The 18,091-nt window shown below is 64.4% G+C and carries 21 protein-coding genes and 1 pseudogene; 15 read left to right on the forward strand and 7 right to left on the reverse strand.

Translation table 11 applies throughout. The features are described from left to right. Entirely contained in the window at positions 1-1,236 is a 1,236-nt protein-coding gene (gene codA / locus OUY36_RS18250; RefSeq protein ID WP_267935455.1) for a cytosine deaminase, read from the forward strand. Here codA and OUY36_RS18255 read toward each other — a convergent pair. After that, positions 1,230-1,916: a c-type cytochrome gene (locus OUY36_RS18255; RefSeq protein WP_267935457.1), complete on the reverse strand. Its 687-nt coding sequence runs from the start codon at positions 1,914-1,916 to the stop codon at positions 1,230-1,232. The two genes, codA and OUY36_RS18255, sit on opposite strands and share 7 nt — an antisense overlap. A 329-nt stretch (positions 1,917-2,245) precedes the next feature. On the opposite strand from OUY36_RS18255, the gene OUY36_RS18260 reads away from it, so the two are divergent. Then, entirely contained in the window at positions 2,246-2,749 is a 504-nt protein-coding gene (locus OUY36_RS18260; RefSeq protein WP_267935459.1) for an acyl-CoA thioesterase, read from the forward strand. Between the two features lie 116 nt (positions 2,750-2,865). Then, positions 2,866-3,210 carry a zinc ribbon domain-containing protein YjdM gene (locus OUY36_RS18265; protein ID WP_044315091.1) on the forward strand — a complete coding sequence of 115 codons (345 nt, stop codon included), beginning with the start codon at positions 2,866-2,868 and terminating at the stop codon, positions 3,208-3,210. 47 nt (positions 3,211-3,257) lie between these two features. Here OUY36_RS18265 and OUY36_RS18270 read toward each other — a convergent pair whose 3' ends face one another. Further along, positions 3,258-3,986 (reverse strand): DUF1294 domain-containing protein, encoded by a 729-nt coding sequence (locus OUY36_RS18270; RefSeq protein WP_267935461.1) that lies wholly within the window; start codon positions 3,984-3,986, stop codon positions 3,258-3,260. Positions 3,987-4,113: 127 nt separating this feature from the next. Here OUY36_RS18270 and OUY36_RS18275 point away from each other — a divergent pair, with 127 nt between their 5' ends. Next, the gene (locus tag OUY36_RS18275) at positions 4,114-4,941 is read left to right on the forward strand and encodes an NYN domain-containing protein (protein ID WP_200597653.1); all 828 of its coding nucleotides are present in this window, start codon (positions 4,114-4,116) and stop codon (positions 4,939-4,941) included. A gap of 17 nt (positions 4,942-4,958) precedes the next feature. On the opposite strand, the gene OUY36_RS18280 is transcribed toward OUY36_RS18275, so the two are convergent. Further along, the gene (locus tag OUY36_RS18280) at positions 4,959-6,350 is read right to left on the reverse strand and encodes a diguanylate cyclase (protein ID WP_267935464.1); all 1,392 of its coding nucleotides are present in this window, start codon (positions 6,348-6,350) and stop codon (positions 4,959-4,961) included. A gap of 215 nt (positions 6,351-6,565) precedes the next feature. Between OUY36_RS18280 and OUY36_RS18285 the strand changes: the two genes are divergently transcribed. From OUY36_RS18285 to OUY36_RS18300, 4 genes are all read left to right on the forward strand, one after another. Beyond that, on the forward strand, positions 6,566-6,946 hold the full coding sequence (locus tag OUY36_RS18285) for a hypothetical protein (RefSeq protein ID WP_267935466.1): 381 nt from the start codon (positions 6,566-6,568) through the stop codon (positions 6,944-6,946). A gap of 260 nt (positions 6,947-7,206) precedes the next feature. Continuing rightward, entirely contained in the window at positions 7,207-7,656 is a 450-nt protein-coding gene (locus OUY36_RS18290; RefSeq protein WP_102838646.1) for a DUF2231 domain-containing protein, read from the forward strand. Beyond that, the gene (locus OUY36_RS18295) at positions 7,653-8,945 is read left to right on the forward strand and encodes a PQQ-dependent sugar dehydrogenase (RefSeq protein WP_267935468.1); all 1,293 of its coding nucleotides are present in this window, start codon (positions 7,653-7,655) and stop codon (positions 8,943-8,945) included. Before OUY36_RS18290 ends, OUY36_RS18295 begins: the two co-directional genes overlap by 4 nt. A gap of 156 nt (positions 8,946-9,101) precedes the next feature. Then, entirely contained in the window at positions 9,102-10,025 is a 924-nt protein-coding gene (locus OUY36_RS18300; RefSeq protein WP_267935470.1) for a DMT family transporter, read from the forward strand. Position 10,026: 1 nt separating this feature from the next. Here the strand turns inward: OUY36_RS18300 and OUY36_RS18305 are convergent, their stop codons facing one another. Continuing rightward, positions 10,027-10,431 (reverse strand): SRPBCC family protein, encoded by a 405-nt coding sequence (locus tag OUY36_RS18305; RefSeq protein ID WP_156245210.1) that lies wholly within the window; start codon positions 10,429-10,431, stop codon positions 10,027-10,029. 77 nt (positions 10,432-10,508) lie between these two features. Here OUY36_RS18305 and OUY36_RS18310 point away from each other — a divergent pair, with 77 nt between their 5' ends. Further along, positions 10,509-10,940 (forward strand): DUF3592 domain-containing protein, encoded by a 432-nt coding sequence (locus OUY36_RS18310; protein WP_063541985.1) that lies wholly within the window; start codon positions 10,509-10,511, stop codon positions 10,938-10,940. A 91-nt stretch (positions 10,941-11,031) separates the two neighbouring features. Continuing rightward, positions 11,032-11,430, forward strand: coding sequence for an SMU1112c/YaeR family gloxylase I-like metalloprotein (gene gloA2 / locus OUY36_RS18315; protein ID WP_063541983.1), 399 nt, complete (start codon positions 11,032-11,034; stop codon positions 11,428-11,430). Positions 11,431-11,520: 90 nt separating this feature from the next. Here the strand turns inward: gloA2 and OUY36_RS18320 are convergent. Beyond that, a pseudogene (locus tag OUY36_RS18320) lies at positions 11,521-12,545 on the reverse strand (CNNM domain-containing protein). Between the two features lie 253 nt (positions 12,546-12,798). On the opposite strand from OUY36_RS18320, the gene OUY36_RS18330 reads away from it, so the two are divergent. Then, a complete protein-coding gene (locus OUY36_RS18330; RefSeq protein ID WP_267938205.1) occupies positions 12,799-13,257 on the forward strand; it encodes a hypothetical protein in 459 nt (152 codons plus the stop codon). A 42-nt stretch (positions 13,258-13,299) separates the two neighbouring features. Here the strand turns inward: OUY36_RS18330 and OUY36_RS18335 are convergent, their stop codons facing one another. Next, positions 13,300-13,758, reverse strand: a complete 459-nt coding sequence (locus OUY36_RS18335; protein ID WP_267935477.1) for a carboxymuconolactone decarboxylase family protein — start codon at positions 13,756-13,758, stop codon at positions 13,300-13,302. 93 nt (positions 13,759-13,851) lie between these two features. On the opposite strand from OUY36_RS18335, the gene OUY36_RS18340 reads away from it, so the two are divergent. The 3 genes from OUY36_RS18340 (at position 13,852) to OUY36_RS18350 (ending at position 17,074) form a co-directional block, all read left to right on the forward strand. Continuing rightward, positions 13,852-14,658: a helix-turn-helix transcriptional regulator gene (locus OUY36_RS18340; RefSeq protein WP_267935479.1), complete on the forward strand. Its 807-nt coding sequence runs from the start codon at positions 13,852-13,854 to the stop codon at positions 14,656-14,658. A gap of 154 nt (positions 14,659-14,812) precedes the next feature. Further along, positions 14,813-15,802 (forward strand): GlxA family transcriptional regulator, encoded by a 990-nt coding sequence (locus tag OUY36_RS18345; RefSeq protein WP_267935481.1) that lies wholly within the window; start codon positions 14,813-14,815, stop codon positions 15,800-15,802. Positions 15,803-15,892: 90 nt separating this feature from the next. Continuing rightward, positions 15,893-17,074, forward strand: a complete 1,182-nt coding sequence (locus OUY36_RS18350; protein WP_267935483.1) for an MFS transporter — start codon at positions 15,893-15,895, stop codon at positions 17,072-17,074. Positions 17,075-17,096: 22 nt separating this feature from the next. Here OUY36_RS18350 and OUY36_RS18355 read toward each other — a convergent pair whose 3' ends face one another. Then, complete coding sequence (locus OUY36_RS18355) at positions 17,097-17,471, reverse strand: VOC family protein (RefSeq protein WP_156245205.1); 375 nt, start codon at positions 17,469-17,471, stop codon at positions 17,097-17,099. Positions 17,472-17,682: 211 nt separating this feature from the next. Between OUY36_RS18355 and dksA the strand changes: the two genes are divergently transcribed. After that, positions 17,683-18,087, forward strand: coding sequence for an RNA polymerase-binding protein DksA (gene dksA / locus OUY36_RS18360; protein WP_156245204.1), 405 nt, complete (start codon positions 17,683-17,685; stop codon positions 18,085-18,087). Positions 18,088-18,091 lie beyond the last annotated feature (4 nt).

Here is an 18,091-nt window from a genome sequence, read left to right on the forward strand (position 1 = left end):
ATGAACACCCTCAACGCCCGCCTGCGCGGCCGCAGCGGCCTGTACCGCATCGAACTGGACGGCGCGCGCATCGCCGCCATCAGCGCGCAGCAGGCGCCAGCCGAAGCCAGCGAGGGCGATATCGACGCCGCCAGCAATCTGGTGGTGCCACCCTTCATCGAACCGCACATTCATCTGGACGCCACGCTAACCGCCGGCGAGCCGGCCTGGAACATGAGCGGCACGCTGTTCGAGGGCATCGAACGCTGGGGCGAGCGCAAGGCGCTGGTGACCCACGAAGACACCAAGGCGCGGGCGAAGAAAACCATCGACATGCTGGTCGACCACGGCATCCAGCATGTGCGCACCCATGTCGACGTCACCGATCCGACGCTGTCGGCGCTCAAATCCATGCTCGAGGTGCGCGAGGAAACCCGTCACCTGATCGACCTGCAGATCGTCGCCTTTCCGCAGGAGGGCATCGAGTCGTTCAAGGGAGGTCGCGAGCTGATGACCGAGGCGATCGCCATGGGCGCCGATGTGGTCGGCGGCATTCCGCACTTCGAGAACACCCGCGACCAGGGCGTCAGCTCGATCAAGTTCCTCATGGACCTGGCCGAGCGCAGTGGCTGTCTGGTGGACGTGCACTGCGACGAAACCGACGACCCGCAGTCGCGCTTTCTCGAAGTGCTCGCCGAAGAGGCGCGGGTACGCGAGATGGGCGAGCGGGTCACCGCCAGCCACACCACGGCGATGGGCTCCTACGACAACGCCTACTGCTCCAAGCTGTTCCGCCTGCTGAAGCTGTCGAAGATCAACTTCGTTTCCTGCCCGACCGAGAGCATCCACCTGCAGGGCCGCTTCGACACCTATCCCAAGCGCCGCGGCCTGACGCGCGTGGCCGAGATCGACCGCGCCGGGATGAACGTCTGCTTCGGCCAGGATTCCATCGTCGACCCCTGGTACCCGCTGGGCAACGGCAACATCCTGCGCATCCTCGAAGCCGGCCTGCACATCTGCCACATGCTCGGCTACGAGGACTTGCAGCGCGGCCTGGACCTGATCACCGACAACAGCGCACGCACCCTGAACCTGGGCGAGCGCTACGGACTGGAAGTGGGGCGTCCGGCCAGCCTGCTGGTGCTGTCGGCAGCGGACGACTACGAGATGCTGCGCACCCAGGGCCATGCCCTGCTCTCGGTGCGCAACGGTGAGGTGCTGATGCGCCGCACGCCGGCGCAGATCCAGCGTTACTGAGCGGCGGCGGTGGTCTTGCGCAGACGGTTGATGCTGGCCATTTCCTCGGCCGGCGTCAGCTTCAGCTGCGACAGATAGGCCGCCAGCGCCTCCACGTCCGCTGCGGAAAGCTGCGCGGCGACGCCGATCATTACCGAACCTGCACGGCTCGGGTCGTTCTCGCGGAAACGCGTCAGCGCCTTGCGGATGTATTCGTCGGGCTGCCCGGCCAGGCGCGGCATGGTCTCCATGCCTTCGGCATGAGCCCCGTGGCAACCGGTGCAGGTGGTCTGGAAGATCTTCTCACCGCTTCCGCGCAACGCAGCATTCACCGGGCCCTCGGGCGGATTGACCTTCTGCTGGCTGAAGAACACTGCGATGTTCACCCGCTCCTCCATACTCAGGTTTTGCGCCAGCTTGGACATGACGAAGTCAGTCCGTTCGCCGCTGGCGAACTTCTCGAAGGCATAAAACAGGTACTGCGGATTCTGCCCGGCCAGATTTGGGATGTGCTTGCGCTTGCTGTTGCCGGTCTCACCGTGGCAGTAGGCGCAGAACACCGCGCGCTCCTGGCCGGCCAGGCTGGCCTGCTCGCGCCGCTGCTCGTCGGCCATGATTTGGTTGAAGCGCTCGATGGCCTCCTCGCTGGCATGGGAGAGCGGAACGAAGCAGGCAAGCAGAGCGAGAACGAGCTTACGCATGGGGGTATCCGTACTGAGCCGATGGGTATTTGCGGGCGCTTGACTATAGGCAGCCCGCCACCCGCCGACCCCGGCACAGGTCAACGAAAGCGGTCGTGACGACCGAGGCCGCGAACTTTCGTGACGTACATCACGGCCCACCAGAGCGCCATGGTCCGATAGGACATGGACGCCGTAATGAGTGGTTTATCGGCCAAATGCGAGCAGTGCGCGCCTTTGCCGCATTGACGATAGAAAAAAACGATGAAGCGTTTTGCCAGATAGACCAGACAGGAAGGAGGCATTCGACTAAAGTAGCAACCCTTCACCACCGAGGAGCCGTAACCCCCATGCTAGATGGACATGCAGAGCTGACCATGACCGTGCTGATGACGCCGGACAAAGCCAATTTCTCCGGCAACGTACATGGCGGCACGCTGCTCAAGTATCTCGACGAAGTCGCCTATGCCTGCGCCAGCCGCTATGCCGGGCAGTACGTCGTCACCCTCTCGGTGGACCAGGTGGTGTTCCGCCAGCCGGTGCATGTCGGCGAGCTGGTCACCTTCCTCGCCTCGGTCAACTACACCGGCACCACCTCGATGGAGATCGGCATCAAGGTCGTCACCGAAGACATTCGCGAGAAAACCGTACGCCACACCAACAGCTGCTTCTTCACCATGGTCGCCCTCGGCGAAGACGGCAAACCGGTACCGGTACCGCCGCTAAACCCGAAGACGCCTGAACAGCAACGCCGCTTCGCCCAGGCCTACCAGCGCCGCGAGATTCGTCGTGAGCTGGAACACCGCTACAGCGAACTGCGCGCAGGCAGCGAGCGCCTCGCTGCGGTGAATTAGACGTCGCCCTCGACGGCACAGCGGGACTTCGGCGGCGCCGGAGTCCCGCAGCCCCCGATTTGTAACAAAACCTTATACAATGCACGGCTTTCCGCACCTCCACTGAAGGACCCGCCGTGAGCACGCTGCCACCCTGCCCCAAATGCAATTCCGAATACACCTACGAAGACGGCCAGATGCTGGTCTGCCCGGAGTGCGGCCATGAGTGGTCCGCCACTGAAAGCGCAGCGGCCGCGGGCGAAGGCGACAAGGTGATCAAGGACTCGGTGGGCAATACCCTGCAGGACGGCGACACCGTCACGGTGATCAAGGACCTCAAGGTCAAGGGCTCGTCGCTGGTGGTCAAGGTCGGGACCAAGGTGAAGAACATCCGCCTGGTCGACGGCGACCACGACATCGACTGCAAGATCGATGGCATCGGCGCGATGAAGCTGAAGTCCGAGTTCGTCAGAAAAGTCTGAGCCGCGATGCTCGCCCGAAAGCCCGGCATTCGCCGGGCTTTCGCGTTTCACAGCAGCCGCAACAACCAGTCCAGCCGCTCGCGGGTGAAACCGCTGCCGATGAACAGCAGATCGATCCAGAACGCCTGGTGCAGCACGACGATCAGCCAGAAGGTCAGCTGATAGCTCAATTTGCGTGTCTTGTGGCGAAACACCTGCTGCGCCACGAGCGCACCCGGCCAGCCGCCGGCCAGCTCGAAGAAGTGCAGCGTGGTTTCCGGCGTGCGCCAGCGATCCTTCAGCGCGCTGTGCTTGTCGCGCCAGTAGAGGAAGAAGGTCAGCAGGCTGGCGAGGGCATAGATCGCCAACGGCAACACCGCACCGAGGCGCAGGAGGCTGCCCGTCAGCGGCAGCAGGCAGAGCAGCGCGAACAGCACCAGCTTGAGCGGAAGCTGCTGGATATTGCCGGCGACCAACTGCCGCGCAGGCTGGCCGGCGGCACGCGCCGTCGCGCGCGGGCGGTCCGATCGCTCCGTCTTCTGCCGCTGACTGCCCGGCCGCTGGCGAATCGTCGGCTGATCCAGCGTCAGCGGCGCATCCAGCCGCAGATGCTCGGCGCGCAAGCGGCCCTGAGGATCGCGCCCGGCCACGTAGAGCACCCGGTCGCCGACCAGCGGCCGACGCTCGCCATGCACGGCCGAGATGTGCGCGAAGACATCCTCACCACCCTGCTCCGGGCGAATGAAGCCGAAGCCCTTCTGGTCGTTCCAGCTTTTCAGCGTGCCTCGCTGTTCCATTCTTCAAATCCATGGGATCAAAGCCGCGCATGCTAACCGAGCCGGGTAAGCGTTGGCTGCACCTCGCTATGGCCACGGCATGGCGGTCAGCGTTATGGTCGGACGATCGACAGCCCAGGGATGAACCATGGCCAGCAAGCCCAGCAGTGCGAACAAGCAGAAACACCTCGCGGTCCTGATCGACGCCGACAACGCGCCGGCGGCCATTGTCGAAGGCCTGTTCGAGGAAATCGCCAAGTACGGCGTCGCCAGCGTCAAGCGCATCTATGGCGACTGGACCAAGCCCAACCTCGGCAGCTGGAAGAAGGTGCTGCTCGACCACTCGATCCAGCCGATCCAGCAGTTCGCCTACACCTCGGGCAAGAACGCCACCGACAGCTCGCTGATCATCGACGCCATGGACCTGCTCTACACCCGGCGCTTCGACGGCTTCTGCCTGGTCTCCAGCGACAGCGACTTCACCCGCCTGGCCGCGCGCATCCGCGAGGAAGGCCTGACGGTGTACGGCTTCGGCGAACAGAAGACGCCCTCGCCCTTCGTCTCCGCCTGCGACAAGTTCATCTACACCGAAATCCTGCGCGCCGACGCCGCCAAGGTCGCTGTCGAGCCGTCGCCGGAAAAGCTCGCCGCGGCCGCCGCACAGGTAGAAGAAAGCAGCAAGCCGCCGAAGACAGGCGACAAGGGCGACACCATCAAATGCCAGGCGGTGCCGGTCGATTTCATCGCCAAGATTCTCGACGACCTCACCGAGGAAGACGACTGGATCCAGCTCGGCACACTCGGGCAGAACATCAGCAAGCTGCGCCCGGCCTTCGATCCGCGCCTGTACGGCTGCCGGAAGCTCAGTGACCTGATCGCCGGCCAGCCCAAACGCTTCGACTTGGAGTCACGCGGCAGCAGCGCCACCGGCGGCAAGGATCTCTACGTCCGCTTGCGCAAGGCCGGCAAGCACTGAACGGCGAAGCGGCCCGGCTACTCGTCCGACGCCAGCCAGCAGACGCGGTCACGACCGTCGTGCTTGGCGCGGTAGAGCGCAGCGTCCGCACGCCGTAGCAGGCTATCGGCAGTGTCCACCGGCCCTAGCTCGGCAACCCCGGCGCTGAGGGTCTGGCCGCGGCCGGTGCTGAACATGGATGCCCGCGACTGCTCACAGATACGCTCGGCGAACACCAGCGCCTGCTGACCGCTGGTTTCCGGACACAGCAGCAGGAACTCCTCGCCACCCCAGCGGCCCACGGCGTCACTGCCGCGCAGACCAGATACCAGCAGGTCGGCGAATTCCTTGAGAACGCGGTCCCCAGTCTGATGACCGAACTCGTCGTTTATGCTCTTGAAGTGATCGATATCCAGCATGACGATCGACAGCGGCCGGTTGTAACGCCGCGCCTGCTCCAGCGCCCTGGCGAAGCGCCGGTCGAGTTCGGCACGATTGGCCAAGCCGGTGAGAGCATCGGTCTGCGATTTGATCTGCAGCTGCTCGTTCAGCCTCCGTAGCCGCCCGATCCAGTACAGGCTGGTCAGCAGCATCACCGAGAAAACCACCACGATCTGCACGACCAGCCGGTAGTCGGTACCCGACTCGACGCGAATCGGCGCATGCCGGTTGGCGATCTGGTTCAGCTCCCACGCCGTAATGGTCGCAATCGCCTTGTCCAGAATGCCGCGCAGCACAGGTTCGCTCTTCAGCACACCGATGCGAAACTGGTTATCGAGACTTGCCAGCTGTCCGGCGATTTTCAGGTTGAACCAGCCCTCGCGGCGCATGGTGTAGGCAGCCACGGTCAGCGACCGTATGGTCAGATCGGCTTTGCGCTCGTTCACCAACGCCAGCGCCTCGGCGTCCGTGTCGGTGACGATGACGCGTAGCTGGGGGAAGTCCCGCCGAATGCTTTCCTCGACGAACGTGCCCACCGGCAAAGCGACCGTCGCATCTTCAAGGGCGGACAGGTCAGCCACATAGGCATGGTCTTCCCGTGCGATCACCACATTGGCGTCGGTGAACAACGGCTGGGTGAAGATCAGCCAGGCATCACGCGCAGGCGTCTGGTTGAGAAAGCTGAGCAGCTGACAGCGGCCGGCCTGGGAAAACGCCACCGATTGGCCCCAGTCGCTGGTCGCCACGATATCAAGTTGCAGGCCCGCCCGTTGCGCCACGAGACGCAGCAGGTCGGCAGCGATTCCTTCGTGCTCACCACGGGCGTTGAGCATCTCGAACGGCAGCCAGTCCGGATCGACGCAGATGCTGACCGAGCGGTTGTCGGCCAGCCAGTCGCGCTCGACAGCGCTCAGGTCGAGCGTCACATCGACCGAAGCCGATACCGTGCCTGACAGGGCGAACAACGCGATGCACAGAAACCTTGTCACTTGAGCCACCCTCGCAAGGACCGCACGCAACCTTGGCACGGCTGGAGTTCAACACGGCACAACCGGCGCGGCAATACACATCATGGCTTTGAGCCATCATAAATCGTGCCAACCAATTTTTGACGCCTTTAATCATTTGCAACCATTGACTGACGCAGCGATCGAACCGACCCGTGGCACGCCCTTCTAAAGGGCTGCAGATAGTGGAGGTTCTCATGAGCAAGCATTCATTCCTCGCCGGCGGCCTGGCACTCCTCGCCCCGCTGGTCTTCGCCCAAACGCCGCCGCCGGAAGTGGTCAGCCACCTCAACGGTCTCGATGTGGAGATCAGTCCGATGGGCGTGCCGGCCAAATCCGAAGGCGTCGAAGGTGAACTGCTTGGAGTGCGGGCAGTGAAGGTGATGAACCGTACCGGCGGGCAGATTACCTGCGAGTTCCATGTACCGAATGGCGCGCGCTCGGATACCTCGGCGTCGCCGGTTTTCACCGTCGCGCCAAATACCCAGCGCACCGAGCGGGTTCCAGGCGAATACTCACCGGACGAGCCCTATGCGGAGATCACTTGCCGCTCGAGCGAACTCGCCCCGACACAGTAACGCCAACCAGGTCAGCGATGCCCTGCGCGAGTTTTGCGAACCGTGTTTGACCGGCCACCGCTCGCCGTCGATCAGCGCGCCACGAAAGCATCCCGCAGCACTTGGCGCGGTTGCTCGCGCCGTCCTACCAGAGCCCGCTCGGCCATTGGTGGTGAACTAACAGGCCAATGATGCGATCCCCTCTTAAGCACCGTCAGAGCGACCCGGGCAGCCAGACCATCGTGCTGGCGGGTCCGATCCGAAGCGATGAGGAGTTCCTCGTGACCGTTATTACCCACCGCACCACCGAAACCACCCACAGCGTTTCCCGCCATGTGCCCGGCCCGCTGCATGCGACGCTGCTGGCCGGGACCGTCCCCCTGTTTCTTGGCGCGCTGCTGAGCGACATCGCCTACTTCCGCAGCTATGAGATCCAGTGGGCCAACTTCGCCTCGTGGCTGATCGCCGGCGCGCTGGTGTTCTGCGGGCTGTCGGTGCTGTTCGCCATCGCCAATCTGGTCAAGGCCAGGCATAGAACAGGCCGACCTTTGATTTATCTGTTGTTGCTCGCCGTGGCCTGGGTGCTTGGTTTCATCAACGCACTGCAGCACGCCAAGGATGCCTGGGCGGTCATGCCGACCGGCCTGGTGCTATCGGTGATCGTCACCCTGCTGGCCTGCGCCGCCGCATGGGTTGGCCTTTCCAATCTGCGCGACGGAGGTGAAGCATGAAGCACACCCATGCCCTCTCCATACTGACCATCGCCGTGTTGCTGAGCGCCTGCGGTGGCAACGAACAGGACGCTGCCAACCGCTACGGCGCCAACCCCAAACTGCCGGAGCCCGAGCGCGGGCTGCTGCCGAGCATGACGATCGCCGACCCGGCTCCCTGGGGCGATGCGATGCCGACGGTACCGGACGGCTACAGCGTCAGCGCCATTGCCACTGACCTGCAGATTCCACGGCAGACGCTGGTGCTACCCAACGGTGACATCCTCGTGGCGGAAGGCCGAGGCGGCAATGCGCCCAAGCTCAAGCCCAAGGACGTGATTGCCGGCTATATCAAGGCCAAAGGCGTCACCTCGGTGAAAAGTGGCAATCGCCTGACGCTCCTGCGCGACGCCGACCGCGACGGTACCTATGAGCTGCAAAAGGTGTTCGCCGAGGACCTCAACGCGCCCTACGGACTGGCGTTCCACGACGGCACGCTGTACGTCGCCAACCAGGACGCACTGGTGCGCTTCGACTACCAGGACGGCCAGACTGAAGCCAGCGGCCCACCGACGAAGATCATCGACCTGCCCTCGGAGATCAATCACCACTGGACCAAGGCGATGACCATCAGCCCCGATGGCCAGTATCTCTACGTCGGCATCGGCTCGAACAGCAACATCACCGAGCGCGGGATGGAAGCCGAGGTCGACCGCGCCATGGTCTGGCAAATCAACACCGAGACCGGCGCCTACAAGCCATACGCAACCGGCCTGCGCAACCCTACGGCCCTTGCCATATTGCCCGGCACGGACCAGTTATGGTCGGTGGTGAACGAGCGCGACGAGCTGGGCGAAAATCTGGTGCCGGACTACCTGACTTCGGTACAGGAAGGCGGCTTCTACGGCTGGCCCTACAGCTACTGGGGGCAGAACGTCGACGACCGCGTGCGCCCGCAGGATCCGGACAAGGTCAAGCAGGCGATCACGCCGGACTACGCACTGGGCGCCCACGTCGCCGCGCTGGGCCTGGATTTCTCCTCGGAAGTCATGGGTGAGCAATTCGCCGAAGGCGCGTTCGTTGGCGAGCACGGCAGCTGGAACCGTGAAGATCCGTCCGGCTACAGGGTGGTCTTCGTGCCGTTCCGCGATGGCCGCCCGGCCGGCGAACCCATCGACTTCGTGACCGGCTTCCGCGAGGACGGCAAGACCCGCGGCCGCCCGGTCGGTGTGACCGTCGACCCCAGCGGTGCGCTCATCGTCGCGGATGATCTGGCCAACGTCGTCTGGCGCGTGACACGCAGCCAATGACCAGCAGCGCCCGACCCTCCCGACCGCTTGACTACAGCTGCCGGGAGGGCTGTGGGCTGTTCTTCGCTCGACAGCCCCTAGAGGCGCGGAACAGGCGGGCGGCGGTGACTTCATGAAGAAAGGCCAGCGACGTCGCAGGCATAACGGGCGGGGCAAATGGCGCAGCAGCCGCCGCGACCCAACGTGAAACACCCATCAGGCAAGACGCAAAGCCTCGGGGGGCTATTCGTCGTACTCGCGGCACTGTGCTGGGGGCTGTCGGGCGGAATCGGCGGTGTTCTGACCGCCGAGGGCTGGAGCCCGATCGTGGTCTCGCTCTCCCGCGGCGCGATCGGGCTGCTAGTTGTGCTTCTCTGGCTTGCCTTGCGCCCGGCTGGCAGCGGTCTGGTGAACGGGCGACTGTGTCTCTGGTCGGCAGTCGCGGGGGCGGCCGTGGCAGGCAATTTCTCGTTCTATTTTCTCAGCATTGCCGAGGGCAGCGTGGCCGTGGCGGCGACACTCATGTACTCCGCGCCGGTGTTCGTCTATCTCGTCTCGTTCGCGTTTCGGCTGGAGCGGCCCAGCGCATTCAAGTGGGCGGCTATCGCACTGGTGACCCTTGGCGTCATTCTACTGACCGGCATCTACGATGTTGGAGCGGGCGACATCACACTGCTGGCAGTGTGTGCAGGACTGCTTTCCGGCGTGTCGTACGCCGTTTTCATCTTCGCCTTCAAGTATGCGGCCCCCCATGGCAGCCCTCAGGCGATTCTGGTGATCGCCTTCGTGGTGCTGGTGGCGATATTGCTCGGGCTGAGCGATGCGGAGCAGACACTGGCCGTGCTGGGCACCTCGAGCTGGCCGCTGTTCGTCACACTAGGCGTACTCGGTGGCGGGCTATCGTTCGTCTTGTACATCGTCGGGCTCAAGCATACCGCGCCCGCGGCAGCGTCCATCCTGGCCATGGTCGAGCCGGTGACCGCCACGCTCTTCGGCGTCGTGGTGCTAGATGAAAGCCTGGCCGCCATGCAGATCCTCGGCATGGCGCTGATTCTGCTGACGGTCACGGCGCTGGGCGTCCATTCGAGAAATCCGAATTAACTTATCGCGCTTGCTCGAGCAGATTCTTGAGCCGCTGCAGGTCCGCCGCCACCGCCTGAGCGTCCATCGCAAATTGCTCATCGCTCATGTCCGGTTGGCGGAACAGCGTGAAAACGAACTCACACCCGCCGCTACATGGCATGACCCGCATGGGGTTGCGAACTATCGAACCCGACTCCAGTTCGACCTCGTGGTCCATCACCCCGAACGCATTCGGCGGCGCGAAGCGAATCCTCACTTTTCCAAAAGGCGCGTCAGCCACCCATGCATCGCCCTGCTGCGTGACCTCGGAACGCGCCAGCCCCGCCGCCCACTGCGGAAGATTGCGCGGGTCGGCGGCGAACGCATATACCTGTCCCGGATCGCGGGCGATGAAGATGCTGATATGGCGGACGTGGTGGTGCATAGATCAGGCCCCCGATGATAATTTCCCGTCGGCAGTTGTACCCGACACACAGCCCGACCACGAGCCCTGAATCGAGCATGCTCAAGACCTTTCCTATTGCGTTCGTTCTGCTCCTGCTCGGGGCGAGCATTTACAACTTCGTGCGTGAACAGGCCTTCGTCGAAGGCTTCGTCGAGGCGCAGGGGAAGATCGTCGCCATTCGCAGCGAGCGCATCAGTCGAGGCGATGGGCGCCAGTATTCAAGCGATGTCCATGCAGTGGTCGAGTACTACTTGAACGGCGAGCACTACCGATTCGAAAGCCAGTTCTTCGGCGTGCCGGCGTGGCGCGAGGGGCAGTCGGTGACAGCGCTGGTTTCGCAAACGTCGCCAAACATCGGCCGAATCAAGCGAGTCGACGATATCTATCCTCGCAGCGCCGGCTTAGGCGTCTTGGCCGCACTTGCTCTCCTGGCCATGGCAACGGGCCGTTTCCTGCGACAGCATAGACACCGCTCGGCAGTCGCCTGACCGTTTCAAAGAGGCAGACAGACCGCTGTCCCTTACCTTCAAGCACCGCCGCAAAACCGACTTGCTATCCAACCATCTCACAGGTCCGCCGATGCTCCGCTCCATCCATCACGTCGCGATCATCTGCTCCGACTATGCCGTCTCGAAGCGCTTCTATACCGAGACGCTGGGGCTGGCGGTGATCGCCGAGCACTACCGGGAGTCGCGACAGTCCTACAAGCTCGACCTGGCCTTGCCGGACGACGGGCAGATCGAGCTGTTCTCGTTTCCCGACGCCCCGCCTCGCCCCTCGCGCCCAGAAGCGCAAGGATTGCGGCATCTGGCCTTTGCGGTGGATGACGTCGCGCAGTGCAAGACGTGGCTGGAGCGTCAGGGCGTTGCGGTGGAGCCGATTCGGACAGACGAATACACCGGCCGCCGGTTCACCTTCTTCGCGGACCCGGACGGCTTGCCGCTGGAACTGTACGAGGCCGCCCCTTCCGACGATTGATGCGACGCGCTTCGTGCGCCTCGGAACGACCAGGCCCTGTGGTCACCGAGAGGGCTCATGCGGAGCGGCAGGCCCGCTCCGCATTGCTGCTCAGCTCTCGCGGGCGCGCTTGATGCGATGATCCCAGCGGCGCTTGGCGAAGCGGCGCATGTTCGGGATGTCGTCCGTTTCATCCATGATCGGCTGGCCGATGATGGTTTCCATGATGTCTTCCAGCGTCACCAGGCCGCGCCAGCTGCCGAATTCGTCATAGACCAGACACATGTGCTGGCGCTCATGCAGCAGCTGGGTCATGAGATTCTCGACACTGGTCATTTCCGGTGCGACTTTCATCGATTTCATGATCGTCAACACCGGCGCTTCGTCGTCGCTCGCGGCCAGGGCGTCATAGCGGAACACCACACCCAGCGGGCTCTCGTTCTCGCCGATCACCGGGTAGCGCGAGAACTGGCTGTCGGCGACCTGCGCCTTGAATGCACCGATGCTGGTCTCCGGCGACGTGTAGTCGCATACCGTGCGCGGTGTCATCACGTCACGGACCTTGATCTCGTGCAGGTCGAGGATGTTCCTGATGACGCGCTGCTCGTCCTCGTCGAGGCTCTTGTTCTCGCGGCCAAGCACCGTCAGCGCCTTGATCTCCTGGCGGATGTCGTGCTCCGGCTCCTTGCCGCCGACCAGCCGCATGATCATGTCGGACAGGTAGATGAAGGGCTTCAGAATCCAGATCATGCCGTTCAGCAGAGGCGGCAGGTACGGCGCGAGCGTACGCCAGTAACGGGCACCGATGGTCTTGGGCAGGATTTCCGAGAGCACCAGGATCAGCACCGTCATGACAGCCGAGGCGATACCAACGTAGCCGTTGCCGAAGACCACGGTGACCTGGGCGCCGACTCCGGTGGCGCCGACAGTGTGGCGACCGTGTTCAGCGTGAGGATCGCCGCAAGCGGCTGGTCGACCTTGTCTTTCAGTTCTTTCAGGCGCTCGTACAGCTTCGGACGGGTCGTCTTCTGGTGCGCGATGAAGCTCGGCGTCAGCGAGAGCAGTGCAGCTTCGAGGATCGAACAGATGAATGAAACGAGGATGGATAAGACAGCGAACGCTATCAGGAGGGTCATGTAAGGGTGGTTACGTTGCCAAAGGCAGGCCAATTTACCGCAAAGCCGCCCGACCAGTATGAAGGCGCATGCAACATTTCATTTCCCGCGCGATGATCTGCCGATTACATCGATTTGACTGCTGCTACCGCCGGAGTTCAGGTCGCGCCCGGGGTGACTTTCGCCCATCGGCTTGTTCCGCAGTTTGACCTCGGCTAGGGTGCGGCCCTCGAATAAGCGGACCTCAGGAGTACTGCGAGTGATCAGAACAGGGATGTTGGCGCTGGGATTGTCGCTGGCGCTTCCGGCTCAGGCGGCCGAGCGGCAGGTCTACTTGGTGGCGACGATGCAACTGGACGGCTCCAGCCTGGCACACAGCATCTTTCTCCACGAACCGGACATCACTGAGTTGCAGGGCTGCCTCGACGCCGTGCGCGACGGCCAAAGCAAGCGTGACTGGCAGCAATACCATCACATTTTCCGCCGCGACCGGATCAAGGGCTTCTCCGGGCATATGCGCTATCACTGCGCCTACAGCGAGCAGCGCTTCAGCAGCTGGCACGACGGCCCACGCTACAACAAGCCGTACCTGATCCAGGTGAACGACGACGCCCAGCTCCGTGTGGTGCGCACGCCCAGCCAGGCGCAATGCATGTCCCAGCTGCGCGCGCTGCCGATGGCACGGCGGGCGCAGAGCTTCTGCGCCATGGGCAATCAGGAACTGCAACCCTGAAGCGGAACCACCCGGCCAACAGGCTAGGCGGTTACGCTTGGCTCAGCTGGGCTGATAGCTGCCCGGCACCGGCGCGAAAGACACGCCGAAGCGGTTCCAGGCGTTGATGGTGGCGATGGCCAGGGTCAGGTTGGCGAGCTGGGATTCGGAAAAATACTCGCGCACCTCCTCGAACAGCTGCTGCGACACGCCCTGCGGCAGCAGGGTATTGGCCTCGGCCCAGGCCAGCGCGGCACGCTCGCGATCACTGAAGAACGGCGTTTCGCGCCAAGCACTTAGCGCATAGATACGCTGCTCGGTTTCACCCAGGGCACGGGCGTCCTTGGTGTGCATGTCGAGGCAGTAGGCGCACTGGTTGATCTGCGAGACGCGGATCTTGATCAATTCCATCAGCGGCTTGTCGACGCCGTCCTCGCGGCGACTCTGCCGCGCCAGGTAGGTTTCCAGCCCGATCATTGCGGTCATCACATCGGGGGCGGCGGCCTGGTAATTCATGCGCATGGTGGTCACTCCTCGGTTTGAATGTGCAACCAAGGCTACGCAGCCGCCATGCTGCGCTATTGTAGATTTTCGACATCTTGCAAGCGGCCCGCCATGACCGAGTCCCTCCACGCCCGCCTGCCCTGTCTGCAGGGTTTCGTCACCCATCCGCCGATCCCGGCTCTGGCCGCGTACGTGCAGCGTTTCTGGTGGATGGATGGCGACGGCTCGCAGGCCTACGACGAGCAGCTGCTGCACCCGGACGGCGGCAGCGGCGTGATCTTCAACTTCGCCGATCCGCTGAACTTCGATGGCACCCAGCGCCGCCGGCGGGCCCTGATCGCCGGGCCGCAGCTGGCCAGCACGCGCCTGCAGCTGGTCGGCCGGGTCAGGATGATGGGCGTGCGTTTTCGGCCCGGCATGGGCGCCGCCATGTTCGGGATCGGCCTCGACGAGCTGACGGGATTCCACGACGCGGACTGGCCCAGGCTCGGACTCGCGCACCTGGTCGATCAGCTGGCCGAGCTGGAACGCGGCGCGCAGCAGGCATTGATCGAACGCGAACTGCTCCGCCGTCTCGAGGAAACCCAGGCACGCCGCAACCCGGTACAGCAGCTGCTCAACCGAATCGCCGCCAGCGAAGGCCGGGGCCGCCTGGCCGATCTGCTGCAGAGCGTGCCGCTCGGCCAGCGTCAGCTGGAGCGCCTGTTCCGCCACCAGGTAGGAATGACGCCCAAGCAGTTCAGTCGCATCCAGCGGGTGGCGCTGGTGCGCAACCAACTGCGCACCGGTCAGCCGCTGCTGGATACCGCATTGAGCTGTGGTTACAGCGACCAGGCGCACCTCATTCATGACTTCAAGACCGTGGTCGGCATGACGCCGGGGCAGTATCGGTCGCGGATCAAGAGCAGCAACGCCTGAAGCCCAGGTAGCCACTCAGAGGCCATCTGCAGCAGCGATGCGGGTCGCGGATGACCAAGCCGTGGCATGCATTGGCAAGATCCGTGGGAACCTTGTCATTGCGACACGCGCGTGCCGGCAGCAGACTGCAGCCATCCACCCTGAGAGCTGCACCATGGACGCTACCCGCACCGTCGCCTGCCTGATCTACCCGGATGTGATGAGCCTGGACGTCACTGGCCCGATGCAGGTGTTCGCCTCGGCCAACGTCGAGCGCCAGCGCCAGGGTCTGCCCCGTCACTACGAGCTGGTGCTGCTGGGCGCCGCAGCCGGTCCGGTCGCCACCTCGGCGGGGCTGAAGCTGGTGGCGGATGCCAGCTGGGCCGAATGCGCTCCCGTCACGCTGGATACCCTGCTGATCCCCGGTGGCGTCGGCGTGGATGCGCAGAGGCGCGACCAACGACTGCTCGCCTGGCTGCGGGACGCCGAACCCAGGGTGCGGCGCCTCGGTTCGGTCTGTTCCGGCGCGCTGATCCTGGCCGAGGCCGGACTGTTCGACGGGCGCAAGGCGACCACGCATTGGGCGGACCTCGCGGCGCTGGGCGAGTACCCGACCATCGAGGTGCAGGGCGACCGGTTGCACACCTACGACCCGACCGATTCAGAGGCGTCGCACCTGTTCAGCTCCGCGGGCGTCACCGCCGGCATCGACCTGGCGCTGGCCCTGGTCGAAGCCGATCTCGGCCGCGCACTGGCGCTGGCAGTCGCCCAGCGGCTGGTGATGTTCCTGCGCCGGCCCGGCGGGCAGACCCAGTTCAGCCCCATGCTGGCGGCGCCGAGCGGCAACGTGGCGCGCCTCGCCGCGCTGCTGGAATGGATTCCAGGGCATCTGGGCGACGACCTGTCCATCGAGGCGCTGGCCGCCCAGGCGCATATGACGCCACGCACCCTGTGCCGCCTGTTCAGCCAGGAAACCGGCATGGGCCCGGGCCAGTACATCGAGCGAGTGCGTCTGGAGGCCGCGCGCAATCTGCTGCTCGACGCCCAGGCCTCGATCGCGACAGTGGCGCGGCTGACCGGCTTCGGCCATCCGGAAAACCTCAGGCGCAGCTTCCAGAAGCACCTGTCGGTCAGCCCGCGGGACTTCTACCAGCGTTTCGGCTGACGCAACCGACCTCAATCACCGTTCCCAGCCCGCTCGGCATCTGGCCAGGCAGCGCTGTGCCCGCTCGCCACCCCAAAAGGAGCCGCCCATATGCATCTTTTGCTCAGCAATCCCCAGGTCCTGCGTCTGTTCATCGCCCAGGCGCTGTTCTGGTCCTGCTCGATGACCGGGATCATCTTCACCGCCATCGTCGGCCTGCGCCTGGCGCCAGTGGCTGGTCTCGCCACGCTGCCGCTGGCCCTGCTGATGCTCGGCGGCCTGCTCGCCCTGCAACCACTGGCGGGCCTGATGCAACGCCGCGGTCGCCGCGCCGGCTTTCTCATCGGTGCCACGGCCGGCGTGCTGGGCGGACTGGTCAGCGCGTTGTCGCTCTGGCTCGACAGCTTCACCCTGCTCTGTCTCGGCGCTCTGCCCATCGGCGCCTACCAGGCCTCGGCGATGTACTACCGCTTCGCCGCGCTGGAAGCGGTGAGCGATGCCTTCAAGGGGCGCGCCACGGCCTGCGTGATCGGCGGTGGCGTGCTGGCGGCGCTGATCGCGCCCACGCTCGGCCATATGGCGCGCGATCTCGCTGGAGTACCCTTCGCCGGCACCTATCTGTTGATCGCCAGTCTGGCGGCACTGGGATTCGTGGTCTTGACCGGGTTGCCGGCGAACTCGGGAGTGCCGGCAGCCCGGGCCGATTCGGCGACGATCAGCTGGCAGGCGCTGCTCGCACGGCCGACCGTTCGCGCCGCGGTGCTGACCACCGCTGCCGGCCACGGCCTGATGATCCTGGTGATGAACGCCACGCCCCTGGCGATGCATGGCGAAGGTCTGGACCTGCACGCCAGCGGCCAGGTCATCCAGTGGCACATGCTCGGCATGTTCCTCCCGGCGTTCGTCGCCGGACCGCTGGTGGATCGCTTCGGCTGCCGGCTGGTCGCCTGCCTTGGTGGAGGATTGCTGATCGTCAGCGCAGTGGTCGCCCTGCTCGGCATCAGCCACTGGCACTTCCTGCTCAGCAGCTGCCTGCTCGGCATCGGCTGGAACCTCATGTTGGTCGCCGGCACCACCCAGCTGGGCCAGGGCCACGCCGCGAGCGAACGCGCCCGGGCTCAGAGCCTGATGGAGCTGAGCAACGGCAGCGTCGCCGCAGCCATGTCGTTCGCCTCCGGCGCCTTGATCGCGCAGGCGGGCTGGGCGGCGGTGAACATCGGGCTGCTGCCCATCGTGACGCTGGTGGTACTGCTTCAGGTTGCGCAGGGCTATCGGCAAAGGCAGGCGGCGTGACGCTGCGCCGCCGGAGGCACGTTCAGGACAGTTTCTGCTCGGAAATCAGGTGGATGATATTGGCCGGGCTGGAGATCCAGAACGCGCGGAAGCCGTCGGGCAGGGGTTCGATTTCATCTCGACGGGTGCAATGCCGGTGCTGTAGGAAGTCCGCAGCGGCATTCAGATCGTCCGTCACCACCTCCAGCCAGATTTCCGCCTGGCTGATGCCCGCCACGCGATCGAGCCAGAGTACCTTGTCGCCGAACGCGAAGCGCGGTGTCTGTTCGCCGTCGGCATCGCTAGGCGTCAGCTCCCTGAGCCTCAGGGTCTCGCGGTAGAAGGCAACGGTGCTCGCGTACTCATGGGCGGGCACCTTCATCGCCATGTTTCGACCAGGCTGGAAAGTCGGGTTCATGGGTCGCTCCACTGGCACGCCGACAAACCGGGCCGGCGCCGGTAGCGAGCCAGTACAGACGTGATCGGCCATGCATGCAAGTGCCCTGGCGGTACTGCACCGCGCATATCAGCGCCGTTTCTTCGACCGTCGCTCAACCTCACTCGATAAGCTCTCGCGACATTAAATGTTATGTTATAACTATACGGACGATGTTGCCGGACACCCGCCCATGACCGAAGCCGAACTACTCGCCCAGCCCGCCGAGGCATACATGAACGCCGACCAACAAGCCTTCTTCCGCGACCTGCTGCTACGCCAGCGTGCCGACTTGCAGGCGCGCATCGAGGAGGAATTCCAGGCGCTGCGCGAACAGGAGCCGAGCAGCGATCCCGCCGACATCGGCAGCGCCGAAGAACAGCGCCACTGGCAGCTGCGCGTGCTGGAACGAGAGAAAAAGCTGCTGGACAAGATCGACGCCGCGCTGGATGCCATCGCCCGCGGCGAGTACGGCTGGTGCGCCGAAACCGGCGAACCCATCGGCCTGCAGCGCCTGCTGCTGCGCCCCACCACGATGCTGTCTATCGAGGCGAAACAACGCCAGGAACAGCGCGAAAAACACCAACGATCCGCCTGAGAGA

This window comes from Stutzerimonas sp. R40042 (assembly GCF_026642215.1).
Lineage (GTDB): Bacteria > Pseudomonadota > Gammaproteobacteria > Pseudomonadales > Pseudomonadaceae > Stutzerimonas > Stutzerimonas frequens.

Bases quoted from the DNA above. Each gene is read 5' to 3' on its own strand.
- OUY36_RS18295 (WP_267935468.1), top strand. From the start codon at position 7,653: ATGAAGCACACCCATGCCCTCTCCATACTGACCATCGCCGTGTTGCTG.
- OUY36_RS18305 (WP_156245210.1), bottom strand. From the start codon at position 10,431: ATGCACCACCACGTCCGCCATATCAGCATCTTCATCGCCCGCGATCCG.
- OUY36_RS18270 (WP_267935461.1), bottom strand. From the start codon at position 3,986: ATGGAACAGCGAGGCACGCTGAAAAGCTGGAACGACCAGAAGGGCTTC.
- OUY36_RS18285 (WP_267935466.1), top strand. From the start codon at position 6,566: ATGAGCAAGCATTCATTCCTCGCCGGCGGCCTGGCACTCCTCGCCCCG.
- OUY36_RS18300 (WP_267935470.1), top strand. From the start codon at position 9,102: ATGGCGCAGCAGCCGCCGCGACCCAACGTGAAACACCCATCAGGCAAG.
- OUY36_RS18330 (WP_267938205.1), top strand. From the start codon at position 12,799: ATGTTGGCGCTGGGATTGTCGCTGGCGCTTCCGGCTCAGGCGGCCGAG.
- OUY36_RS18275 (WP_200597653.1), top strand. From the start codon at position 4,114: ATGGCCAGCAAGCCCAGCAGTGCGAACAAGCAGAAACACCTCGCGGTC.
- OUY36_RS18260 (WP_267935459.1), top strand. From the start codon at position 2,246: ATGCTAGATGGACATGCAGAGCTGACCATGACCGTGCTGATGACGCCG.
- gloA2 (WP_063541983.1), top strand. From the start codon at position 11,032: ATGCTCCGCTCCATCCATCACGTCGCGATCATCTGCTCCGACTATGCC.
- dksA (WP_156245204.1), top strand. From the start codon at position 17,683: ATGACCGAAGCCGAACTACTCGCCCAGCCCGCCGAGGCATACATGAAC.
- OUY36_RS18335 (WP_267935477.1), bottom strand. From the start codon at position 13,758: ATGCGCATGAATTACCAGGCCGCCGCCCCCGATGTGATGACCGCAATG.
- OUY36_RS18340 (WP_267935479.1), top strand. From the start codon at position 13,852: ATGACCGAGTCCCTCCACGCCCGCCTGCCCTGTCTGCAGGGTTTCGTC.
- OUY36_RS18310 (WP_063541985.1), top strand. From the start codon at position 10,509: ATGCTCAAGACCTTTCCTATTGCGTTCGTTCTGCTCCTGCTCGGGGCG.
- codA (WP_267935455.1), top strand. From the start codon at position 1: ATGAACACCCTCAACGCCCGCCTGCGCGGCCGCAGCGGCCTGTACCGC.
- OUY36_RS18255 (WP_267935457.1), bottom strand. From the start codon at position 1,916: ATGCGTAAGCTCGTTCTCGCTCTGCTTGCCTGCTTCGTTCCGCTCTCC.
- OUY36_RS18355 (WP_156245205.1), bottom strand. From the start codon at position 17,471: ATGAACCCGACTTTCCAGCCTGGTCGAAACATGGCGATGAAGGTGCCC.
- OUY36_RS18350 (WP_267935483.1), top strand. From the start codon at position 15,893: ATGCATCTTTTGCTCAGCAATCCCCAGGTCCTGCGTCTGTTCATCGCC.
- OUY36_RS18345 (WP_267935481.1), top strand. From the start codon at position 14,813: ATGGACGCTACCCGCACCGTCGCCTGCCTGATCTACCCGGATGTGATG.